The organism is Extibacter sp. GGCC_0201 (assembly GCF_017566055.1).
GTDB lineage: Bacteria > Bacillota > Clostridia > Lachnospirales > Lachnospiraceae > Extibacter.
This window is the reverse complement of sequence record NZ_JABFCH010000007.1, coordinates 124932-142516: the sequence shown is the minus strand read 5'-3', so window position 1 is coordinate 142516 and position 17585 is coordinate 124932. Positions and strand designations below refer to the sequence as shown.

Below are 17585 nucleotides of genomic sequence, written 5' to 3'. Positions count from 1 at the left end.
GAATAGGAGAGACGTATGAAATTAGAATTTGGTTTTGGCGCGGGAATCCAGACTGTTGAAGTTCCGGATGAAAATGTGATGGAAGTGCTCCATGCAAACCAGGTGGAGCATGGGCTGACAGGAGAGGATGAGGTGCGCCGGGCGCTTCTTGCCCCCATCGGGGCGCCTCTTTTGAAGGATGTGGTAAAGCCAAAAGAGAAGATTGCAATCGTTACCAGCGATATTACCAGACCCATGCCTACATATGTGGTGATGCCTCCTCTTTTGGATGCCCTTTTCGAGGCAGGCGTAAGGCGGGAGGATATTACTTTGGTATTTGCTCTGGGGAGCCACAGAAAGCACACGCCTGCGGAGATGAAAAAACTGGCGGGGGCCAGAGCGTACGAAGAAATCCTCTGTATAGACGGGGATTCTTCCGACTGCGTACATATGGGAGTGACTTCCCGCGGCACGCCGGTGGATATCGTGCGGGTGGTTGCCGAGGCGGACAGAAGAATCTGCCTGGGGAATATCGAATATCACTATTTTGCAGGTTACAGCGGAGGGGCTAAGGCAATTATGCCCGGTGTGTCTACCCGTGAAGCCATTCAGTCAAATCACAGCCAGATGGTGAAGCCGCAGGCGTGTGCGGGGAGGCTTTCGGGGAATCCGGTGCGGGAAGACATTGAAGAGGCAGGGGCGATTTGTGGAATCGACTATATTGTGAACGTGGTGCTGGATGAAAACAAAAAGGTGATTATGGCGGCTGCCGGGGACGCAGTAAAAGCCCACCGGGAAGCCTGCAGGTTTCTGGATGGAATCTACCGAAAGGAGATTCCCAGGAAGGCGGACATTGTCCTGGTATCCCAGGGGGGAGCGCCGAAAGACCTGAATCTGTATCAGACGCAGAAAGCATTGGATAACGCCAAGCATGCTGTCCGAAAAGGGGGAATCATCATTCTGATAGGCTCCTGTAAGGAAGGGCTGGGCGAGAGTGTGTTTGAGGAGTGGATGACCCAATCGCCGGACGCGCCTTCCATGATAACCAGAATTCAGGAGAATTTTCAGCTTGGCGGCCACAAGGCGGCAGCCATTGCTATGATGCTGGAAAATGCAGATGTTTTTTTGGTATCGGAATTGCCGGATGATTTGGTGCGAAAGATTTTTCTTGAGCCAAAAACATCTGCCCAGGAAGCACTTAACTGTGCTTTTGAAAGGCTGGGGAAGGACGCCAAGGTTCTGGCAATGCCCTATGGCGGCTCCACGCTTCCTTGCGTCGCAGATTAAGAAGGAGTGATAAACAATGGACTATGCAAAAGAATCTTTAAAACTTCATGAGGATTGGAAGGGAAAAATAGAAGTCGTATCAAGAGTTCCTGTGGCAACGAAGGATGATCTGTCTCTGGCCTATACACCCGGGGTTGCGCAGCCATGTGTGGAGATTCAAAAAGATGCGGACAAGAGTTATGTGTACACGAGACGCCACAATATGTGTCTTGTTGTCACGGACGGAACAGCAGTTTTGGGCCTGGGGGATATCGGGCCGGAAGCCGGGATACCGGTTATGGAAGGAAAATGTGTACTGTTTAAGGCTTTTGGCGATGTAGATGCCTTTCCACTGTGTATTAAGAGTAAGGATGTAGACGAGATTGTCGACACAATCTATCGCATATCCGGCAGTTTCGGAGGCGTGAACCTGGAAGATATCTCGGCTCCAAGGTGCTTTGAGATTGAGAGGAAGCTGAAGGAAAAGTGTGACATCCCTATTTTCCATGACGACCAGCATGGAACGGCAGTCATCACCCTGGCGGGTATCACTAATGCCCTGAAGCTGACGGGTAAGAAGTTAGAGGAAGTCAGGTTTGTCATAAACGGCGCGGGCGCGGCGGCCATCTCCATTACGCGGCTGCTTCTTAGCGCAGGCGGAAGGCACATGGTTCTCTGTGACAGAAGAGGTGCCATCTATGAAGGGCGCACGGAGGGCATGAATCCTGTCAAGGAAGAGATTGCAAAACAGACCAATTTAGAGAAAAAGGCCGGGACTCTGGCGGATATGCTGGCCGGGGCCGACGTTTTTATCGGTGTGAGCGTTCCAGGCGTTGTGACAACAGAGATGGTAAAGACCATGAACAAAGACGCTATTATCTTTGCATGTGCCAACCCTACGCCGGAGATTTTTCCGGATGACGCGAAGGCAGGAGGCGCAAGGGTCATAGCGACGGGAAGGAGTGATTATCCTAATCAGTGCAACAACGTGCTGGCCTTCCCAGGCATTTTTCGGGGAACCTTCGATGTGCGCGCCAGTGATATCAATGATGAGATGAAGATTGCTGCCGCGAGAGCCATCGCGGGCCTAATCAGCGACGAGGAGCTAAGGGAGGAATACATCCTTCCGGCAGCTTTTGACCCCCGTGTGGGGAAGGCTGTTGCCTCGGCAGTGGCAGAGGCAGCCAGAAAATCTGGTGTGGCCAGAATATAAATCATGGAAAGCAATCTGGTGATATGTCAAGATGATTTTTGAAAAGATTTTGATATGTTTTTCGGAAAAAGGGTAACTTTAATAGACCTATGAGAAAACACAGGTTAAAAACAGTTATTCATTTGATGTATCCAGCGATACACCGGAGTACAGTTGGTTTCTGGCCAGCAATCCATAAACCAAGCGAACGAATTTACGTGAAGTCAGCGCGAGTGCTCTTTTGTGTTGATGCTTCGGAACTTCGTTGTACTTTTTTCGATAGTACGCTCCATACGCAACATTATGTTTTCTCATACTGTTGGAGGCTTCGCCAAGATAGTATCTGAGATAACGATTACCAGCTTTGCTCATAGGAGTGTCTTCACCATCGAAGTTACCTGATTGGTTTGACTTCCACGCGAGCCCGGCATACTTAGCAAGAGCATCCGATGAATGGAAAGCAGAAATGTCGCCTATTTCAGCTACAATGCCACCTGCAAAGACAGGACCAATGCCATCTATGGATTGAAGAATAATAAAAGCATTCGGATTTAATCCTTTGATTTCTCTTTCGATGGCGGTATCTATAAGCTTGATTTCTTTCTTAAAAGTTTCAATACAGTTGAAAGAACTAGCGATAGATACATTTAATGGTTCATAAAGAGCCTTATCTAAGCGATAAGAATCTCTGGCTGCTTTCCTGAGTAATTCTGCAGTCCTGCTAATGTCTTTGATACGATTGCGACTTTTCTCTGCGAGAAAACTTATAAGATCTTCTTCAGATGAATCCATAATCTCCTCAGGAGATAAGTATTCAGTCAATACACTGGAAGAGGTTGCTCCGTAAATGTCGCAGAAAGGCTGGTCATCACCTTCTAACATCTGCAGTTCACTGAACTTGAGATACAGGTTAGAAACCAGGTAGGTTTTCTCTCTGGTCATGCATTCAACAAGATGCAAACGATGCCTTGTGAGGCGTTTAAGAGCCAAAAACTGGCTTCCACGCCAAGGCTCAGTTTCGATATTCCCTGCACGTGCATAATCAGCAATAACAAAGGCATCAATGAGATCAGACTTACCTAATCCGATATAAGACTTTTTGTAATTAGCTGTGCACTTGGGATTGAGCACAAAAACATAAGGCTTGAAATGCATCAGTTCCTCGCAGGAAGAGAGAAAGTTTGCGATGTGAATGCTGTAAACAGAGGTAGATTCCAGAGCAGCAACAATCGTATTAAGATCAGGGTGTTCTTTTAAGCACGCAAGAATCTTCTGCGCTAATTCTTCAGCCCCCGGCTGATTGTTAGCAAAAGAAGAGTTAATGTATTTATTTTTATAAAAATCCAAAGAGCAAACGTAATTGGATTTTGAACTGACGTCAATACCGACGTAAAGCGTAGATAATGGGTTAATCTTTAACATGATATCACCCGCCTTTCCGATTAAGTATTCTTGGAATCTAAAGCCAAAGGTTTATCCTGGGAATCATATGCTGACCGAAACCTCGCGTAATAAGCATGCACCCTGGCAGCTCTTTTGCTGGTGCTGTACGCCAGGGGATGAAACATCTGTGTAAGCGGAATGTGACATATGAATCAGGCTGCAGGCTTTCGCAGGCAGACACCGGAGACCGGGCTGAAAGGAGGCAAAGCAGAGCCTCTAGACATCAGACTCTGCTGATATCATACCACAGAATAACCTATGTAACTAATAACCAATGTAGATGAGATGGAAAGGTATTATCCCAGGTGTCTCAGCTCATCTATAAATCTATAGAAAAGATAAGTGCATAACCATCAATTTCTACTGGCTATACACTTATTATACGAGGAGATATGAAATGGACGCCGAAATGCAGAAAAGTTTACAGAAGTTTGCAACACAAATCCGGATTGGCACTGTTGAGGCCATTAAATCCCGTGGATTCGGACATATTGGCGGAGCACTCAGCATATGCGACGCGCTGGCTGTGCTCTATGGTTCCCAGATGAGAGTGGATCCTGGGAATCCAAAGATGCCACAGAGAGATAAACTGGTGTGCTCAAAAGGCCATGCCGGTCCGTCCATATACGCGACGCTGGCGCTAAAGGGTTTCTATCCCTATGAGGAGATTCAGACACTGAACCAGCCTGGCACCAGATTTCCCAGCCATTGTGATTTCCGCAAAACACCCGGCGTGGACATGACAACCGGGTCCCTGGGGCAGGGTACGTCTCTAGCTGTGGGTATTGCGCTGGCAGACAAACTTAAGAAACACGATTGCCGCACCTTTTTAATCGTGGGAGACGGAGAGCTCAATGAAGGGCAGTGTTGGGAGGCGTTTATGTTTGCTGCTGCGAAGAAATTGTCCAACCTGGTTGTCCTGATTGACTGGAACAAGAAGCAGCTGGACGGCTATACAGAGAATGTTCTTCGCAATGAGGATTTAGATAGCAAGATGGCAGCGTTTGGATTTGAGACTGCGAAAGTTGACGGCAATCATGTGGGGGCTGTGTACGAAGCGCTGGAAAGGACGAGAGAGGGCAAAGATAAGCCTTTTGCCATTGTGCTGGACACCACAAAAGGATATGGGGTGACAGAAATAGAGGAGACAATGAACAATCACAGCATGGCAGTGGACGAAGGAAAGTTTGACGGATGGATTAGCGGGCTGCGTGCCAAGTTGGCTGAAATGGAATAGGCAAGGGAGGTGAAAAGATGAAGATCGTATATAATGGTGAGATGGAAGAGCGGCCTCCCAAGGAAGTCCTGGGAAAAGAGATACCGGCGCTGGCAGCAAAGGATGCGGATGTCATCTATCTGGACGCTGACTTGATGAGTTGTATCGGAACAGCAAAATGGGCTGAGGAAAACCCGGACAGAGCCGTCAACTGCGGAATTGCAGAGGGCAATATGATTGGGATTGCGGCGGGGCTGGCGTCCCAGGGATTCAAGCCTATCTGCCATACATTCGGACCGTTTGCTTCAAGGCGCTGTTATGACCAGGTATTTCTGTCCGCTGGATATGCGGGGAATGATATTACGGTAATCGGTACAGACCCTGGCATCTGCGCTGCTTTTAACGGGGGGACACATATGCCCTTTGAGGATATGGCGTTGTACCGTGCGCTCCCCACAGCAACGGTGATTGACATTGCGGACGGGAATCAGCTTGTGAGCGTTCTGAACCAAGTTTCGGACAGGAAGGGTGTGAAATATATCCGGTGTGGGCGTAAGGCCTATGCAAAAATATATGCTGACGGGGAAGAAACTCCTATTGGGGAGGGGATTACCTTAAGAGAGGGAAAGGACGTTGTCGTGTTTGCAACCGGCATTATGCTCCATGAGGCATTGACGGCAGCCGGGGAGCTGGCGAAGGAAGGCATTGAAACCGCGGTTGTGGATATGTTTACCGTAAAGCCTCTTGACCGGGCGTGTGTCGTGAAATATGCGGAGCAGACGGGGGCTGTGGTGACCGCGGAGAACCACAACAAAATCGGAGGGCTTTACAGCGCTGTAACGGAAGCGCTTGCGGCAGAGGAGCCTGTGCCTGTCGAGTATGTGGCGGTGGAGGACGTATACGGAGAGGTTGGTCCCCAGGACTATCTGCGGACCAGATTTGACCTTACGTCAGACCATATTATAAGGAAGGTTAAGAAAGTCCTTTTACGCAAAACAAAATAAAGAATATTTCCAAAGGAGCAAAAAGATGTTAGATAAAAATAGAGTATCATTGGGGATTGCGCCTATTGGTTGGACAAATGACGATATGCCTGATCTTGGAAAAGAAAATACATTTGAACAGACAGTCAGCGAGATGGCGCTGGCAGGTTTTCAGGGGACAGAGGTGGGGAGCCATTACCCTGCGGACCCGGCGGTATTGAAGAAAGCACTGGATTTAAGAGGGCTTACCGTATGTAATCAATGGTTTTCCTCTTTTTTGATAAGCAGACCCTATGAGGAGACTGAGCAGGCATTTATCCGGCAGTGTGACTTTCTGAAAAAGGTTGGGGCGAACTGTATCGGCGTGTCGGAACAGAGCTACAGCACACAGGGGATGCTGGATTATCCCATCTGGGAAGGAAAGTATGTCATGGACGACCAGGAATGGGAGAGGCTTTCGTGCGGTTTAAACAGACTGGGGAAGATTGCAAAAGAAAAGGAAATGGTTCTTACATTCCACCACCATATGGGAACCGTCGTGCAGACAGAGGAGGAGATTGACCGCTTCATGGATGCGGTGGACCCTGCTTTGGTGTACCTGCTTTTTGACAGCGGGCACCTTTCTTTCGCCGGTATTGACCCGGAGAGGATACTGCGTAGGTACGTAGACCGTGTGCGCCATGTACACTTAAAGGACTTGCGCAAATCGCTGGTAGAGCAGTCAAAAAGAGAGAGATGGAGCTTTTTAAAAGGGGTGCGCGCCGGAACCTTTACGGTGCCTGGCGACGGAGATGTGGATTTTGGACCTATATTTCAGATTTTAGAGGAGGCGGCCTATGAAGGGTGGGTCGTGGTGGAAGCAGAGCAGGACCCTGGGAAAGCAAATCCTTTGGAGTATGCGATAAAGGCCAGAGAATATATTGCAGAGCATACGGGTCTGTAGCTGAAATAACGAATTAAAATGGCATAAGTCATTTTAAAATATTTAATTATCATAGCCAAAACCATAGGATGCTATGATAGGAAAGGAGAAATTATGAAAAAGAAACTGATGGCAATTCTGGTTATCGGCGCAATGATGTTATCGCTGGTAGCATGTGGGGGTTCCGACGGTGAGAAGACAGACGGAGGAGACGGAGGAGATACGCAGGCATCTGATTCCGGCGGAGGCGACGGAAAGTACAATATTTCTGTTATTCTGAAAACGACTTCATCTGAGTATTGGGGCTATGTTGTGGCAGGCGCTGAGGCGTACATGGCGGAAAATCCGGATGTCACGGTGGAGGTAAAGGGTGCAACTTCAGAGACTGCTTACGATGAGCAGCTCAATATGATTGAGACGGATCTGAGTTTGGACACGATTGACGGATATGTGATTGCTCCATTGCAGGCGGACACGGTTACAACACTGATTGCCGGATGTGAGAAACCAATCGTAGCTGTGGATACGGACATTGACGCTCCGGAAGTTCTGTCTTTTGTTGGAACAGGTAATGAAAATGCAGGCGCGCTTGGCGGCAAGGCTGCTGTAGAGGCCGCAAAGGCAGCCGGATGGAATGAGATTAAGGCGATTGAAATCGCAGGCGTTCAGGGCGATTCCACCAATGAGTCGCGTATGAGCGGATATAAGAAAGGGATTGAGGAAGCCGGAGGAGAATTCCTCGCCGACGAAATTCAGTATGCGAACGCAGTGGCCGACCAGGCAGTGAACTGTATGGAGGCAATTATGCAGAGTCATCCCGAAGGCATTGCCATCATCTGTGCAAACAATGACGACATGGCTATGGCCGCTGCCCGTACCGCTGCAGGCAATGAGGCGTACAAGGATACCATCTTCCTCGGATTTGACGGGATTCAGTCTGCCTGCAATTCTATCCTGGAGGGTGAGCTGACCATGTCCGTTTGCCAGCAGGGTTATAACATGGGTTATGAGGCGGTTGACGCAGTTGTGCGCGCTTTAAACGGCGAGACTCTGGACGAATTTATTGACGCCGGAGCTACGGTTGTGGATGAGTCTAGCGCTCAGGAAAGATTGGATGAGTTGAAAGGTTATCTTGAATAGTCTGTCTCAGGTCAGATACGGATGAAATCCTGAACACCTCGCCCGGCGTAGACGGGCGGGGTGCATTATTATAGTGCGCCCGGCGGGTGCACGTTCTAACGAGTGCAAGTCTCGAATCCGCCCGGCAGTGGGAAGGATATAGCTGAACACCAAGGTTCTTGCCGCGAGGTTTAAGAGGGCTGAAGGAAGGTGTCGGCAAACCTCTGCCCCAACGAACAGAAACCATTTATAGGCTAAAGCAGGAGGATAAGGCTGCTATACAAGTCGAAGTCCGATAACTGCACGGAATCCTGCATAGTAGAGATGGTGGGGACATGGAGGGAAAGAACGTGTGAGTACCCGGGGAGATTTCACGGATGTGTTAGAACAATATAACATTTGTAGATACGGAGTAAAGCTTGCTGTGAGAGGTCAGCAGAGGTCATAGTACCGGAGAGCTATAGATGTTCCGGGAAGGACTGAACAATAGGACAATATGAAGTGACCCCACATTTGTAGCAACGTGGATTTACCTGTATACTAAGTTTTGGAAAAAACAATGGTAACAGGGATTACCGCATACAAAAGGAGGTCACCTTATGAAAAGAATACTACGAATTGGAATGGATGTCCATAGCACAAATTACACTTTATGCGCCATTGAGCCGAGATTTGACGGGAATGACATCATCTATGCAAATGTGAAAGTAACGCCGGATCCGGACAATATCGTACAGTTTATCGAAAAAATAAAATCAAAGATAAAAGATGAATGCGATATTCTGTGCGGCTATGAGGCGGGATGCTTGGGATTTTCCCTGTATCATGAACTGGTAAAAAAAGGAATCCGATGCGTGATCCTTGCGCCGACCACAATGCTGACACAGCAGGGGAAGAGGATTAAAACAGACAAGAGGGATGCGCTTATGATAGCCCAGTGCCTGGCATATGGAGGATATCATGCAGTGCACATCCCGACGGATAAAGATGATGATGTACGCCCATGAATGGATTACCGGGAGCCCTGACACCAACACGGACTTTTGGACGGACAACCTGTTTGATACCATCTTACGCAGCGATAATCTAAACGCTGCTTACAAGAAGGTGAAAGCCAACAAAGGGTCTGGTGGAATTGACGGAATGCAGGTAGATGAACTTCTACCCTACTTGAGAAACCATCAGGGCGAGTTGGTAGAGCAGCTGCGGAAAGGGAAATACAAACCAAATCCAGTCCGGCGGGTAGAGATACCTAAAGAGGAGAAAGGAAAAGTAAGAAAACTGGGAGTGCCCAAGGTGGTGGACAGGGTGATACAACAGGCAATCGCTCAGGAACTGCGCCTATCTTTGAAAAACAGTTTTCGGACAACAGTTTTGGCTTCCGGCCGGGAAGGGGAGCGCACGAAGCCCTCGGAAGATGTAAGGAATATGTGGACGTGGGATACGTGTATGTGGTCAGCATGGATTTACAGGCGTACTTTGACACGGTCAGTCACAGCAAGCTAATAGAGGTGCTGTCGAGGACGGTCAAAGACGGCAGAGTTATATCGCTGATACACAAATACCTGAACTCCGGAGTTATGGAGGACGGTAGCTTCCAAGCTACCAAGGAAGGGGTTCCCCAGGGAGGTCCATTGAGTCCACTATGTGGGAATATCATGCCGAATGAACTGGACAAGGAGCTGGAACGAAGAGGACATAAATTCGTGAGATACGCCGATAATTGTAATATTTTCTGCAAGAGTAAGAAGAGTGCGGAAAGAACCTTGAAGCATATCGTGCCGAACATCACAGAGAAACTATTCCTGAAAGGTAATCTCCAGAAAACAGTAGTTAGCCACGTAGGCAAAATCAAATACCTCGGCTATGGATTTTACAGAAATAAAGGGAAATGCAGGCTGAGGGTACACCCGAAATCAGTGGAAAAGATGAAAAACCGTCTAAGGGAACTCACAACCAGAGGGAACAAGTGGAGCAACTCGGAAAGAGAAGAGAAACTAAGGAAATACACAAATGGGTGGATTAACTATTTTCGCTATGCGGACATGAAGAGCCTGATGGAGCAAACGGACGAATGGTTACGCCACAGAATCCGGGCGGTGAACTGGAAACAATGGAAAAAGGTACGCACGAGGTACAGGATATTTAGAGCGCTACACTTACCAGAATGGAAGGCACATGAATTGGCTAACTGCCGAAAGGGAACATGGAGAGCGCGGGAATGCTTAACTCTGTATTAACCAAAACAATCATAGTAGACTGACTTGGATATCTGTCCGTGTCAGCCTACTATCAAAAGTTACGTGTAAACTATTGAACCGCCTTGGTACTGAACAGTATGCCAGGTGGTGTGGAAGGGGGACTAATCACCCCCCTATCCGATTGAGGAGGTGTTTCGATGAGTGAATATGTTGTGGAGCTTAAAAACTGTAGGAAGGTATTTCCAGGCGTTGTGGCTCTTGACAATATGCAGCTTGCAGTAAAGCCGGGGGAGATTCTTGGGCTGATTGGCGAAAACGGGGCGGGAAAATCCACGCTGATTAAGGTTCTGACCGGCGTGTATAAACCGGATGCAGGAGAAATCTATGTGGACGGAGAGAAAAAAACTTTTGCAAACCCAAATGAATCTGCCGGGGCAGGCATTGCCTGTGTGTACCAGGAGTTGAATATCGAGAAGCTGCTGAGTATTACGGATAATATTTTCATCAATAAATGGATAAAAGGTCCGGGCGGTCTGCTGGACTATAAGACAATGCATCAAAAAGCAAAGGAAATCATGGCCTCACTGGGCCAAGAGGTAGAACCGGAAAAGCCCGCCGGCACTTTTGGGATGGGAATCCAGCAGATGATGGAGATTGCGAAGGCGGTGATGATTGACACGAAGATGATTATCATGGACGAACCCACCTCATCCCTTGGGGAGCAGGAAGTGAAGCAGCTTATGAAAACCTGCCGGAACTTAAGGGATAGGGGAATCGGTATTGTTTTCGTATCCCACAAGCTGGAGGAACTGTTTGAACTGTGCGATCGTGTGACCGTGATTCGCGACGGCCAGTATATTGACACCCGTGATATCAATGACTGGGACCGTGACTCTCTCATCGGAGCTATGGTGGGGCGTACGCTTGATAATCTCTTCCCCAAGGAATTCGGAACAAAAGGGGAGGTAGCCCTTAAGGTGGAAGGTCTGGAGTCAAGCGGCGTGCTGCACAATGTCAGTTTTGAAGCTTACAACGGTCAAATTCTGGGATTTGCCGGGCTGGTAGGGGCCGGGCGGACGGAGACGATGCGGGCCATATTCGGAGCGGATCCAATTAACGGCGGCAGGATATACGTGCACGGCAGGGAAGTGAAAATTAAAAATCCCGCCCATGCAATCAAGGCGGGCATTGCTTTTCTTACTGAGGACAGGAAAGGTCAGGGACTGGTATTGCAAGAGGCGGTAAAACACAACCTGATTCTTGCCCATCTGAAGGGATTCGTATCCAGTTTACTGCTGAATAAGAAGAAGATTGATAAGGTGAGTGAGAGCAATATCGAAGCTCTGCGCATTAAGACGCCTACGATAGATGAGAGGGTTGGCCAGCTCTCCGGCGGAAACCAGCAGAAAGTGGTAATTGGCAAATGGATTAACACAAAGGCGGATATTTATATCTTTGACGAGCCGACCCGCGGTATTGATGTGGGCGCTAAGATTGAAGTATATAATGTGATGAATCAGTTGGTAAAGGAAGGAAAATGTGTCGTCATGGTTTCCTCTGAACTTCCTGAGATTCTGGGTATGAGCGACAGGGTCATCGTCATGCGCAGGGGAAGAATCACAGGGGAGATGGAGGCCGGAAGCGATGAGTTTAATCAGGAAAGTATCATGAAAGCGGCATGGGGAAGGTAGGTAAAGAATACGATGAAGAAAAAATTCAGTGGTTTTGTATCAATAGCTGGCACTTTGGGTGCACTGATTATTCTGTGCATTATATGGACCATTACCAGCGACAAGTTTTTAAGTTATAGTAATTTTATGTCCATTCTAAAACAGGCTTCTTTCAATGCTCTTTTATCCACAGGAATGCTTTTCTGTCTGATTACGGCAGGAATTGACCTTTCCGTGGGAGCGAACGCCACATTCTGTGCATGCCTCATGGGTATGATGGTGAAGATGCAGGTGAACAATGCGGTCTTTATGATTGTTGTCGCTCTGTTGGCAGGTACGTTAATCGGCTTTATCAACGGGTCGCTGCTGACGCGTCTGCACCTGCCGCATCCCTTCGTGTCAACCCTTGGTATGAAGAACTTGCTGTGGGGCGCTGCTCTTGTAGTCACAAGCTCTCAGATGGTGAATGGCTTCCCGCAGGGCGTCATGGCGCTGGGCACGAAAACGGTGGGCGGTTTTCCGGTCAGCTTTATCATGGTTATCATTATTTACATTATTCTCCATGTTCTTCTGACACGGACTGCTCTTGGGCGTTCGATATACTGTGCCGGGGGAAATATGGAGGCGACGCGCCTGTCAGGGATCAATTCGGCGAACGTTCTGACTTTCTGCTATACGCTGTCAGGATTTATGGCAGCCCTTGCAGGGATCGTATCCGTTGGGCGGTCCGGTATCTGTAACGGTGTAAACGCGACACAGCCCTATGATACGGACGCCATCGCTGCCTGTGTTATCGGCGGCGCTTCTTTCATGGGCGGCAAGGGTACGATGCTGGGGGCCATGCTTGGCGCGCTGATTATAGCGACTCTGCGGAATGGATTCACTCTTCTGGCCTTTGATTCTGCGGTGCAGAATATGGTGCTAGGCCTGGTGATTATTGTGGCTGTCCTTCTGGATATCACCCGTGAGCGGATGGAGGCAAAAAGTAGACAGATGGCGGCAGCTAAAAATTAAGCCATAATATAGGAATACATTTTAGATTGGAGGATGAAGATGGAAAAACTTCGTATCGGCATTGCGGGGCTGGGACGTCTGGGCAAGGTCCACGCAAATAATATTGCGAATAAGATACCGAATGCTAAGTTGGTAGCTGCCTGCTCAATTGCCCTGCCGGAGCTTACGTACGCCGAAAAAGAGCTGGGAGTTACCCGGACGTATTCTGATTACCGAAAGATGCTTCAGGATGAAGATGTTGACGCTGTTGTGGTTGTCACCACTTCGTCGGAGCACTGCTGGCAGATTGCCGCTGCATTGGACGCCGGAAAACACGTATTTTCGGATAAACCGCTGGGGGTTACGCTGGAAGAATGCAAGATGGCACAGGAAGCGGTAGAGAGGAATCCTCATTTGACATTTATGCTGGGGTTTATGCGCCGGTCTGATCCCTCCTATGCTTATGCAAAGGAAAAGATTGACGCAGGTGCCATCGGCACGCCTTACATGGTAAAGGCCACGGGCATAGACCCGGAGTCGGCAGTGGAGGGGTCAATCCGTTTTGCGAAGACTTCCGGCGGTATTTTTCTGGATATGGCGATTCATGATATTGATCTGATGCGCTGGTTTCTAGGCGCGGAAGCAACGTCGGTGTACGCTCTGGGAACTACGTTTAAGCATCTGGAATTCAAGGACGCCGGGGATGATGAGACTGGCGTGGCGATCTATCAGTTTGAGAATGGAGCTGTCGGTTCGATCCATGTGGGGCGCACCGCACCTCATGGCTATCATGTTGAGACAGAGATTATTGGAACGGAGGGCTCCATCCGTGTCAGCCCTGTTCCTGCGAAAAACCTGTCCGTACTCTATAATGGACAGGGAGTCCTGACGGAGTGTGTAGAGAATTTTGGGACGCGGTTTGACGACGCCTATCGCCTGGAGATGGAAGAATTTGTAGACTGTGTGCTGTCAGGACGTAAACCTGGCGTCACGGTGTACGACGGTACTATGTCTACACGGATTGGATTTGCCACTACAAAAGCCTGGAAAACCGGGCAGATCGTCAGAATATGATATACCCTTGTTCATCGAGGGTAAGGAAGTAAGAGAATACCCTGCGGGCTTAGGAGCATTTGACAGGGTATTCTTTTCTATTCTATAATAGTGTCAATGGATAACGTTTTAGTAAAAGGGAGGAAGTATGAAGAATCGAGAGAAGGCGCATGAGATATTGATGAAATATATGAAGGGTGAGAATTACATTACGCATTCTTATTCGGTGGAGGCGATTATGAAAGGGCTTGCGAAACGCCTGGCCCCAAATGACGTAGAGTACTGGGGAATCGTAGGGCTTCTTCATGACCTGGATGAGGAGCAGTGTGACTGGTAGCATGACATGAGCGTGCATGGGCCTACTTCCGTAGAGATTCTGAAGAAAGAAGGAATTGATGATAAGGTGTTGTTTGACGCTATCTGCGCCCACAACCCCAAAAGCGGTGTGAAGGCCAGGACGAACATTCAATATGCCATTCTTTCAGCAGACCCTATGAGCGGATTTGTGAAGGCGGTAGCCCAGATTTACCCGGATAAGAGGATTGCCAGTGTAAAGCATAAGTCTGTGATGAAGCGTTTCAATGAACTTCGGTTTGCGTCGGGCGCGAACAGAGATTATATGGAAGCAATTGAATTTACCGGATTAAGCCTGGATGACCTGCTTGATGTTGCGCTGGAAGAGATGGGTGCCATTTCGGGCGTGCTGGGATTATAATGGCTGCGTTTGGTTTGTGAAACTTTAGGAAAACGGAGATAAAAGGCCAAAAAACAGGTGGAATTGTCAAGAAAAGTGTAGTCGTATAAACTCACTAAATTTTCTCTGACAGCTATGCTGCAAGAAGAACTTCCTCCTGCAGCTTTCTGTATATAGCAGGAGGATACCCTCCCGGATTTGAGGTATATATTCTCTTCTGATTATAGTAAGTGAATACATATCGAAAGATAATACTTTTTACATCTTCACGTTTCATTTTATACGTTGGCATCCGATAGAGAAGTTCTTTCTTTAATGTTGCGAAGAAACTTTCCATCCGGGAATTATCATAACAATGCGCTACACCGCTAAGACTTTGTCTAACACCAGCCTGAGTTAATGCCTCTCTGAAAGCATCGCTGGTATACTGACTACCCCTGTCAGAATGCAGGATTACACCTTCAAGATCATATCTTTTTGAGACAACTGCAACTGTATCGATACATAGTTCCTTTTTCATGTTGTCTCTCATGATGAGAGAAAGTATTTCTCCATTATAGCAATCCAGTATCGGTGAGATGTAGAGTCTCCCGTTTGGACACTGAATCTGAGAAACATCTGTCAGAAGTTTCTTCAGGGGCTGGTTTGCAGAAAAATCCTGCTTGATCAGATTTTCTTTTTCCTGAACCTCTGTTGTAGCATGGGTAAGACCTTGCGGTTTCCGATGCGGTCTGTGAAGCCAGCCATGTTCCCACATGATGCGGGTAATCCTTCGGATTCCAGCTTTTAATCCCTTCATGGCTAATGCCAACTGCATGCGAGGTACACCATAATTATCATTATATGGAGATTCCTTCGGAATGGCTTCTATGGCTGCCAAAAGAATCGTATCCTTGCCAGGTTTTCCGATATTTTTCTTATATTTGTAATAACCGGATACACTGACGCTGAGGATCTTACACACAAGTTTTATTGTCCATCGTTTATCATGACGTTCATAGATAAAACGGTAGCGCTGATGTGCTCTTACTTCTTTCGGCGTTGTGCGAAAAAACCAAGAGCTTCCTGTAGGATTTCATTTGCATGTTTTAACTCAGTGTTTTCTTTTTCAAGTTCGAGAATACGCTGTTCTTTAGAGTCAGCTGCCATCCTCTTATGCCCGCTGCCTACATAAGTATCAGAGCCGTATTTTTTCGATTGTTTCTCCAACCGGAAAGAGTGTAGTACGGGATCCCGAGTTGAGCCGCTGCGGCTTTTACTCCAATTTCATCAGAAAGCTTAACCGCTTCTTCTTTGAATTTTTTCTCACCTTCCTATGTTTTGATAATAACATATATTTGGTGCGTTTTACGACTCTACTTAAAAGTTACCACTCCAATCCGGCTATTGCCGAATAGAGGTTCTTTTCTATTATGAATATGTACCATTTAAAAAAACTGTTCAAGAGGCGCTCTTTCCACCTCCACATTGCCAGCTTTTTCAGATTCATGGCAACATATTTCAGCCTTACCCACATATTGGTGTGGTATAAAAAAGTTGACAGCTTATTCTCAAGGATTTCATAATAAAATCATGAGAATAAGGAGGTACTCAAAGTGGCACGTAAATATGACCATGAATACAAAGTACAGGCAGTAAAGCTGGCGAAAGAAATCGGTGGCGCTAAGGCTGCTAAAGAATTAGGGATCCCCCGAAGGGACTATCCACACATGGCTTAAAGCAGTTAGAGCCGGCAGGCTGGATATCGGGGAAGGCTCCCATACTCCTGCCAGCGCCATGAGCCTGTCAGAAGAAATTACAATGCTGCGTAAGCGTCTCAAAGAGCAGGATAAGAAAATCCGCCGCTTAAAGGAAGAAAACGAGTTCCTGGAGGAAGCCAGTGCTTTTTTCGCCGCCAGCCATCGGAAGTCAGCAAAAACCAGAGAATGATCTTTCTGGCTCTCAAGACAGAGGATGGCAGATTCAAAAGGAAAATTGCATTTTATTGCCGTATGCTTGGGGTCAGCAGGCAAGGCTTCTATAAATATCTTGCCAATAAGGATCGCCCGTGGAAGTATCAGGATCTGGCTGAGGCCATGAAAGAAATCGTCAGCGAGGACGAATGCAACGATACTTACGGACGGGTCCGGATGTACCAGGCACTGCTGCTGAAGCAGCCGGAGGGAGTTCCTATTCCCAGTGAGCGTACCGTGTAGCGGGTCATGGAGCAGATTGGCCTGAGCCATCGCCCCAAGAGGGAACCGAACGGGATTACAAAAGCCGACCGGGAAGCCATGAAATCCGATGACCTGCTGAAACGGGAGTTCCATTGGGAGGCTCCATTGGAAAAGTGTGTCACCGATATCACGGAGATTAAGGCGTCCGATGGGAAACTGTATGTATCCGCGATTTTCGACTGCTTTGATCTTGGCGTTCTCGGCCTGGCAATGGAAACGAACATGAAGGCGGAGCTGTGTGTCCATACTTTGGAGAACGCTCTCACCGCTTATCCGGCCCTGGAAGGCGCTATTATCTATAGTGACCGCGGAACGCAGTATACCAGCGAAGCCTACCGCAAATCAATCCGGGAACACCATATCCGCCAAAGCATGAACAGTACCGGTGGACGCTACCACGATAACGCACGCTGTGAAAGTATGTGGGCCAGGATGAAGACCGAACTTCTCTATGACCGCTATAATACAGAGCAGATGACGGTAGAAGAATTAAAGGTACTCATCTGGAGATATTTCCTTAGCTACTGGAACAATCGGAGAATCTGCTCTGCCAATGGCGGCCTTCCTCCTATGATAAAACGCAAACAGTATTATGAGGCTTTGGAACTGGCAGCATAGTCCGTGATATCTTTGAGAAA

The 17585-nt window shown here is 47.9% G+C and carries 15 protein-coding genes and 2 pseudogenes; 15 read left to right on the top strand and 2 right to left on the bottom strand.

Going from position 1 to position 17585, the window contains the following annotated elements; all coding sequences use genetic code 11:
* Window positions 1-15: 15 nt before the first annotated feature.
* Both larA and HJV72_RS06930 read left to right on the top strand, forming a co-directional pair.
* Window positions 16-1266: a nickel-dependent lactate racemase gene (gene larA / locus HJV72_RS06935; RefSeq protein WP_208069772.1), complete on the top strand. Its 1251-nt coding sequence runs from the start codon at window positions 16-18 to the stop codon at window positions 1264-1266.
* 16 nt (window positions 1267-1282) lie between these two features.
* The gene (locus HJV72_RS06930) at window positions 1283-2458 is read left to right on the top strand and encodes an NAD(P)-dependent malic enzyme (protein WP_208069771.1); all 1176 of its coding nucleotides are present in this window, start codon (window positions 1283-1285) and stop codon (window positions 2456-2458) included.
* A 114-nt stretch (window positions 2459-2572) separates the two neighbouring features.
* On the opposite strand, the gene HJV72_RS06925 is transcribed toward HJV72_RS06930, so the two are convergent.
* Window positions 2573-3859, bottom strand: a complete 1287-nt coding sequence (locus tag HJV72_RS06925; protein ID WP_208069770.1) for an IS110 family transposase — start codon at window positions 3857-3859, stop codon at window positions 2573-2575.
* Window positions 3860-4277: 418 nt separating this feature from the next.
* Here HJV72_RS06925 and HJV72_RS06920 point away from each other — a divergent pair, with 418 nt between their 5' ends.
* The 11 genes from HJV72_RS06920 (at window position 4278) to HJV72_RS06875 (ending at window position 14752) form a co-directional block, all read left to right on the top strand.
* The gene (locus tag HJV72_RS06920) at window positions 4278-5117 is read left to right on the top strand and encodes a transketolase (RefSeq protein ID WP_208069769.1); all 840 of its coding nucleotides are present in this window, start codon (window positions 4278-4280) and stop codon (window positions 5115-5117) included.
* 17 nt (window positions 5118-5134) lie between these two features.
* Window positions 5135-6100, top strand: coding sequence for a transketolase family protein (locus HJV72_RS06915; protein ID WP_208069767.1), 966 nt, complete (start codon window positions 5135-5137; stop codon window positions 6098-6100).
* 25 nt (window positions 6101-6125) lie between these two features.
* The gene (iolE, locus tag HJV72_RS06910; protein ID WP_208069765.1) at window positions 6126-7022 is read left to right on the top strand and encodes a myo-inosose-2 dehydratase; all 897 of its coding nucleotides are present in this window, start codon (window positions 6126-6128) and stop codon (window positions 7020-7022) included.
* Window positions 7023-7115: 93 nt separating this feature from the next.
* Window positions 7116-8141 carry a sugar ABC transporter substrate-binding protein gene (locus HJV72_RS06905; protein ID WP_208069763.1) on the top strand — a complete coding sequence of 342 codons (1026 nt, stop codon included), beginning with the start codon at window positions 7116-7118 and terminating at the stop codon, window positions 8139-8141.
* A gap of 578 nt (window positions 8142-8719) precedes the next feature.
* A complete protein-coding gene (locus tag HJV72_RS06900; protein WP_208069757.1) occupies window positions 8720-9127 on the top strand; it encodes an IS110 family transposase in 408 nt (135 codons plus the stop codon).
* 336 nt (window positions 9128-9463) lie between these two features.
* Window positions 9464-10360 carry a reverse transcriptase domain-containing protein gene (locus HJV72_RS06895; RefSeq protein WP_330618862.1) on the top strand — a complete coding sequence of 299 codons (897 nt, stop codon included), beginning with the start codon at window positions 9464-9466 and terminating at the stop codon, window positions 10358-10360.
* Window positions 10361-10518: 158 nt separating this feature from the next.
* On the top strand, window positions 10519-12012 hold the full coding sequence (locus tag HJV72_RS06890; protein ID WP_208069756.1) for a sugar ABC transporter ATP-binding protein: 1494 nt from the start codon (window positions 10519-10521) through the stop codon (window positions 12010-12012).
* 12 nt (window positions 12013-12024) lie between these two features.
* Window positions 12025-13005, top strand: coding sequence for an ABC transporter permease (locus tag HJV72_RS06885; RefSeq protein ID WP_208069755.1), 981 nt, complete (start codon window positions 12025-12027; stop codon window positions 13003-13005).
* Window positions 13006-13044: 39 nt separating this feature from the next.
* Window positions 13045-14058, top strand: a complete 1014-nt coding sequence (locus tag HJV72_RS06880) for a Gfo/Idh/MocA family protein (protein WP_208069754.1) — start codon at window positions 13045-13047, stop codon at window positions 14056-14058.
* Window positions 14059-14185: 127 nt separating this feature from the next.
* On the top strand, window positions 14186-14374 hold the full coding sequence (locus HJV72_RS19750; protein WP_243765558.1) for an HD domain-containing protein: 189 nt from the start codon (window positions 14186-14188) through the stop codon (window positions 14372-14374).
* Window positions 14375-14380: 6 nt separating this feature from the next.
* Entirely contained in the window at window positions 14381-14752 is a 372-nt protein-coding gene (locus HJV72_RS06875; protein WP_243765557.1) for a hypothetical protein, read from the top strand.
* Between the two features lie 112 nt (window positions 14753-14864).
* On the opposite strand, the pseudogene HJV72_RS06870 reads toward HJV72_RS06875, so the two are convergent.
* A pseudogene (locus HJV72_RS06870) lies at window positions 14865-15749 on the bottom strand (IS3 family transposase); the annotation flags it as partial.
* 577 nt (window positions 15750-16326) lie between these two features.
* Between HJV72_RS06870 and HJV72_RS19970 the strand changes: the two are divergent.
* Window positions 16327-16449, top strand: coding sequence for a hypothetical protein (locus HJV72_RS19970; RefSeq protein WP_256435915.1), 123 nt, complete (start codon window positions 16327-16329; stop codon window positions 16447-16449).
* 207 nt (window positions 16450-16656) lie between these two features.
* Window positions 16657-17565 (top strand): annotated as a pseudogene (locus tag HJV72_RS06860) (IS3 family transposase).
* Window positions 17566-17585 lie beyond the last annotated feature (20 nt).

Bases quoted from the DNA above. Each gene is read 5' to 3' on its own strand.
- HJV72_RS06905 (WP_208069763.1), top strand. From the start codon at position 7,116: ATGAAAAAGAAACTGATGGCAATTCTGGTTATCGGCGCAATGATGTTA.
- larA (WP_208069772.1), top strand. From the start codon at position 16: ATGAAATTAGAATTTGGTTTTGGCGCGGGAATCCAGACTGTTGAAGTT.
- HJV72_RS06925 (WP_208069770.1), bottom strand. From the start codon at position 3,859: ATGTTAAAGATTAACCCATTATCTACGCTTTACGTCGGTATTGACGTC.
- HJV72_RS06900 (WP_208069757.1), top strand. From the start codon at position 8,720: ATGAAAAGAATACTACGAATTGGAATGGATGTCCATAGCACAAATTAC.
- HJV72_RS19750 (WP_243765558.1), top strand. From the start codon at position 14,186: ATGAAGAATCGAGAGAAGGCGCATGAGATATTGATGAAATATATGAAG.
- HJV72_RS06915 (WP_208069767.1), top strand. From the start codon at position 5,135: ATGAAGATCGTATATAATGGTGAGATGGAAGAGCGGCCTCCCAAGGAA.
- iolE (WP_208069765.1), top strand. From the start codon at position 6,126: ATGTTAGATAAAAATAGAGTATCATTGGGGATTGCGCCTATTGGTTGG.
- HJV72_RS06920 (WP_208069769.1), top strand. From the start codon at position 4,278: ATGGACGCCGAAATGCAGAAAAGTTTACAGAAGTTTGCAACACAAATC.
- HJV72_RS06885 (WP_208069755.1), top strand. From the start codon at position 12,025: ATGAAGAAAAAATTCAGTGGTTTTGTATCAATAGCTGGCACTTTGGGT.
- HJV72_RS06875 (WP_243765557.1), top strand. From the start codon at position 14,381: ATGAGCGTGCATGGGCCTACTTCCGTAGAGATTCTGAAGAAAGAAGGA.
- HJV72_RS06890 (WP_208069756.1), top strand. From the start codon at position 10,519: ATGAGTGAATATGTTGTGGAGCTTAAAAACTGTAGGAAGGTATTTCCA.
- HJV72_RS06930 (WP_208069771.1), top strand. From the start codon at position 1,283: ATGGACTATGCAAAAGAATCTTTAAAACTTCATGAGGATTGGAAGGGA.
- HJV72_RS06880 (WP_208069754.1), top strand. From the start codon at position 13,045: ATGGAAAAACTTCGTATCGGCATTGCGGGGCTGGGACGTCTGGGCAAG.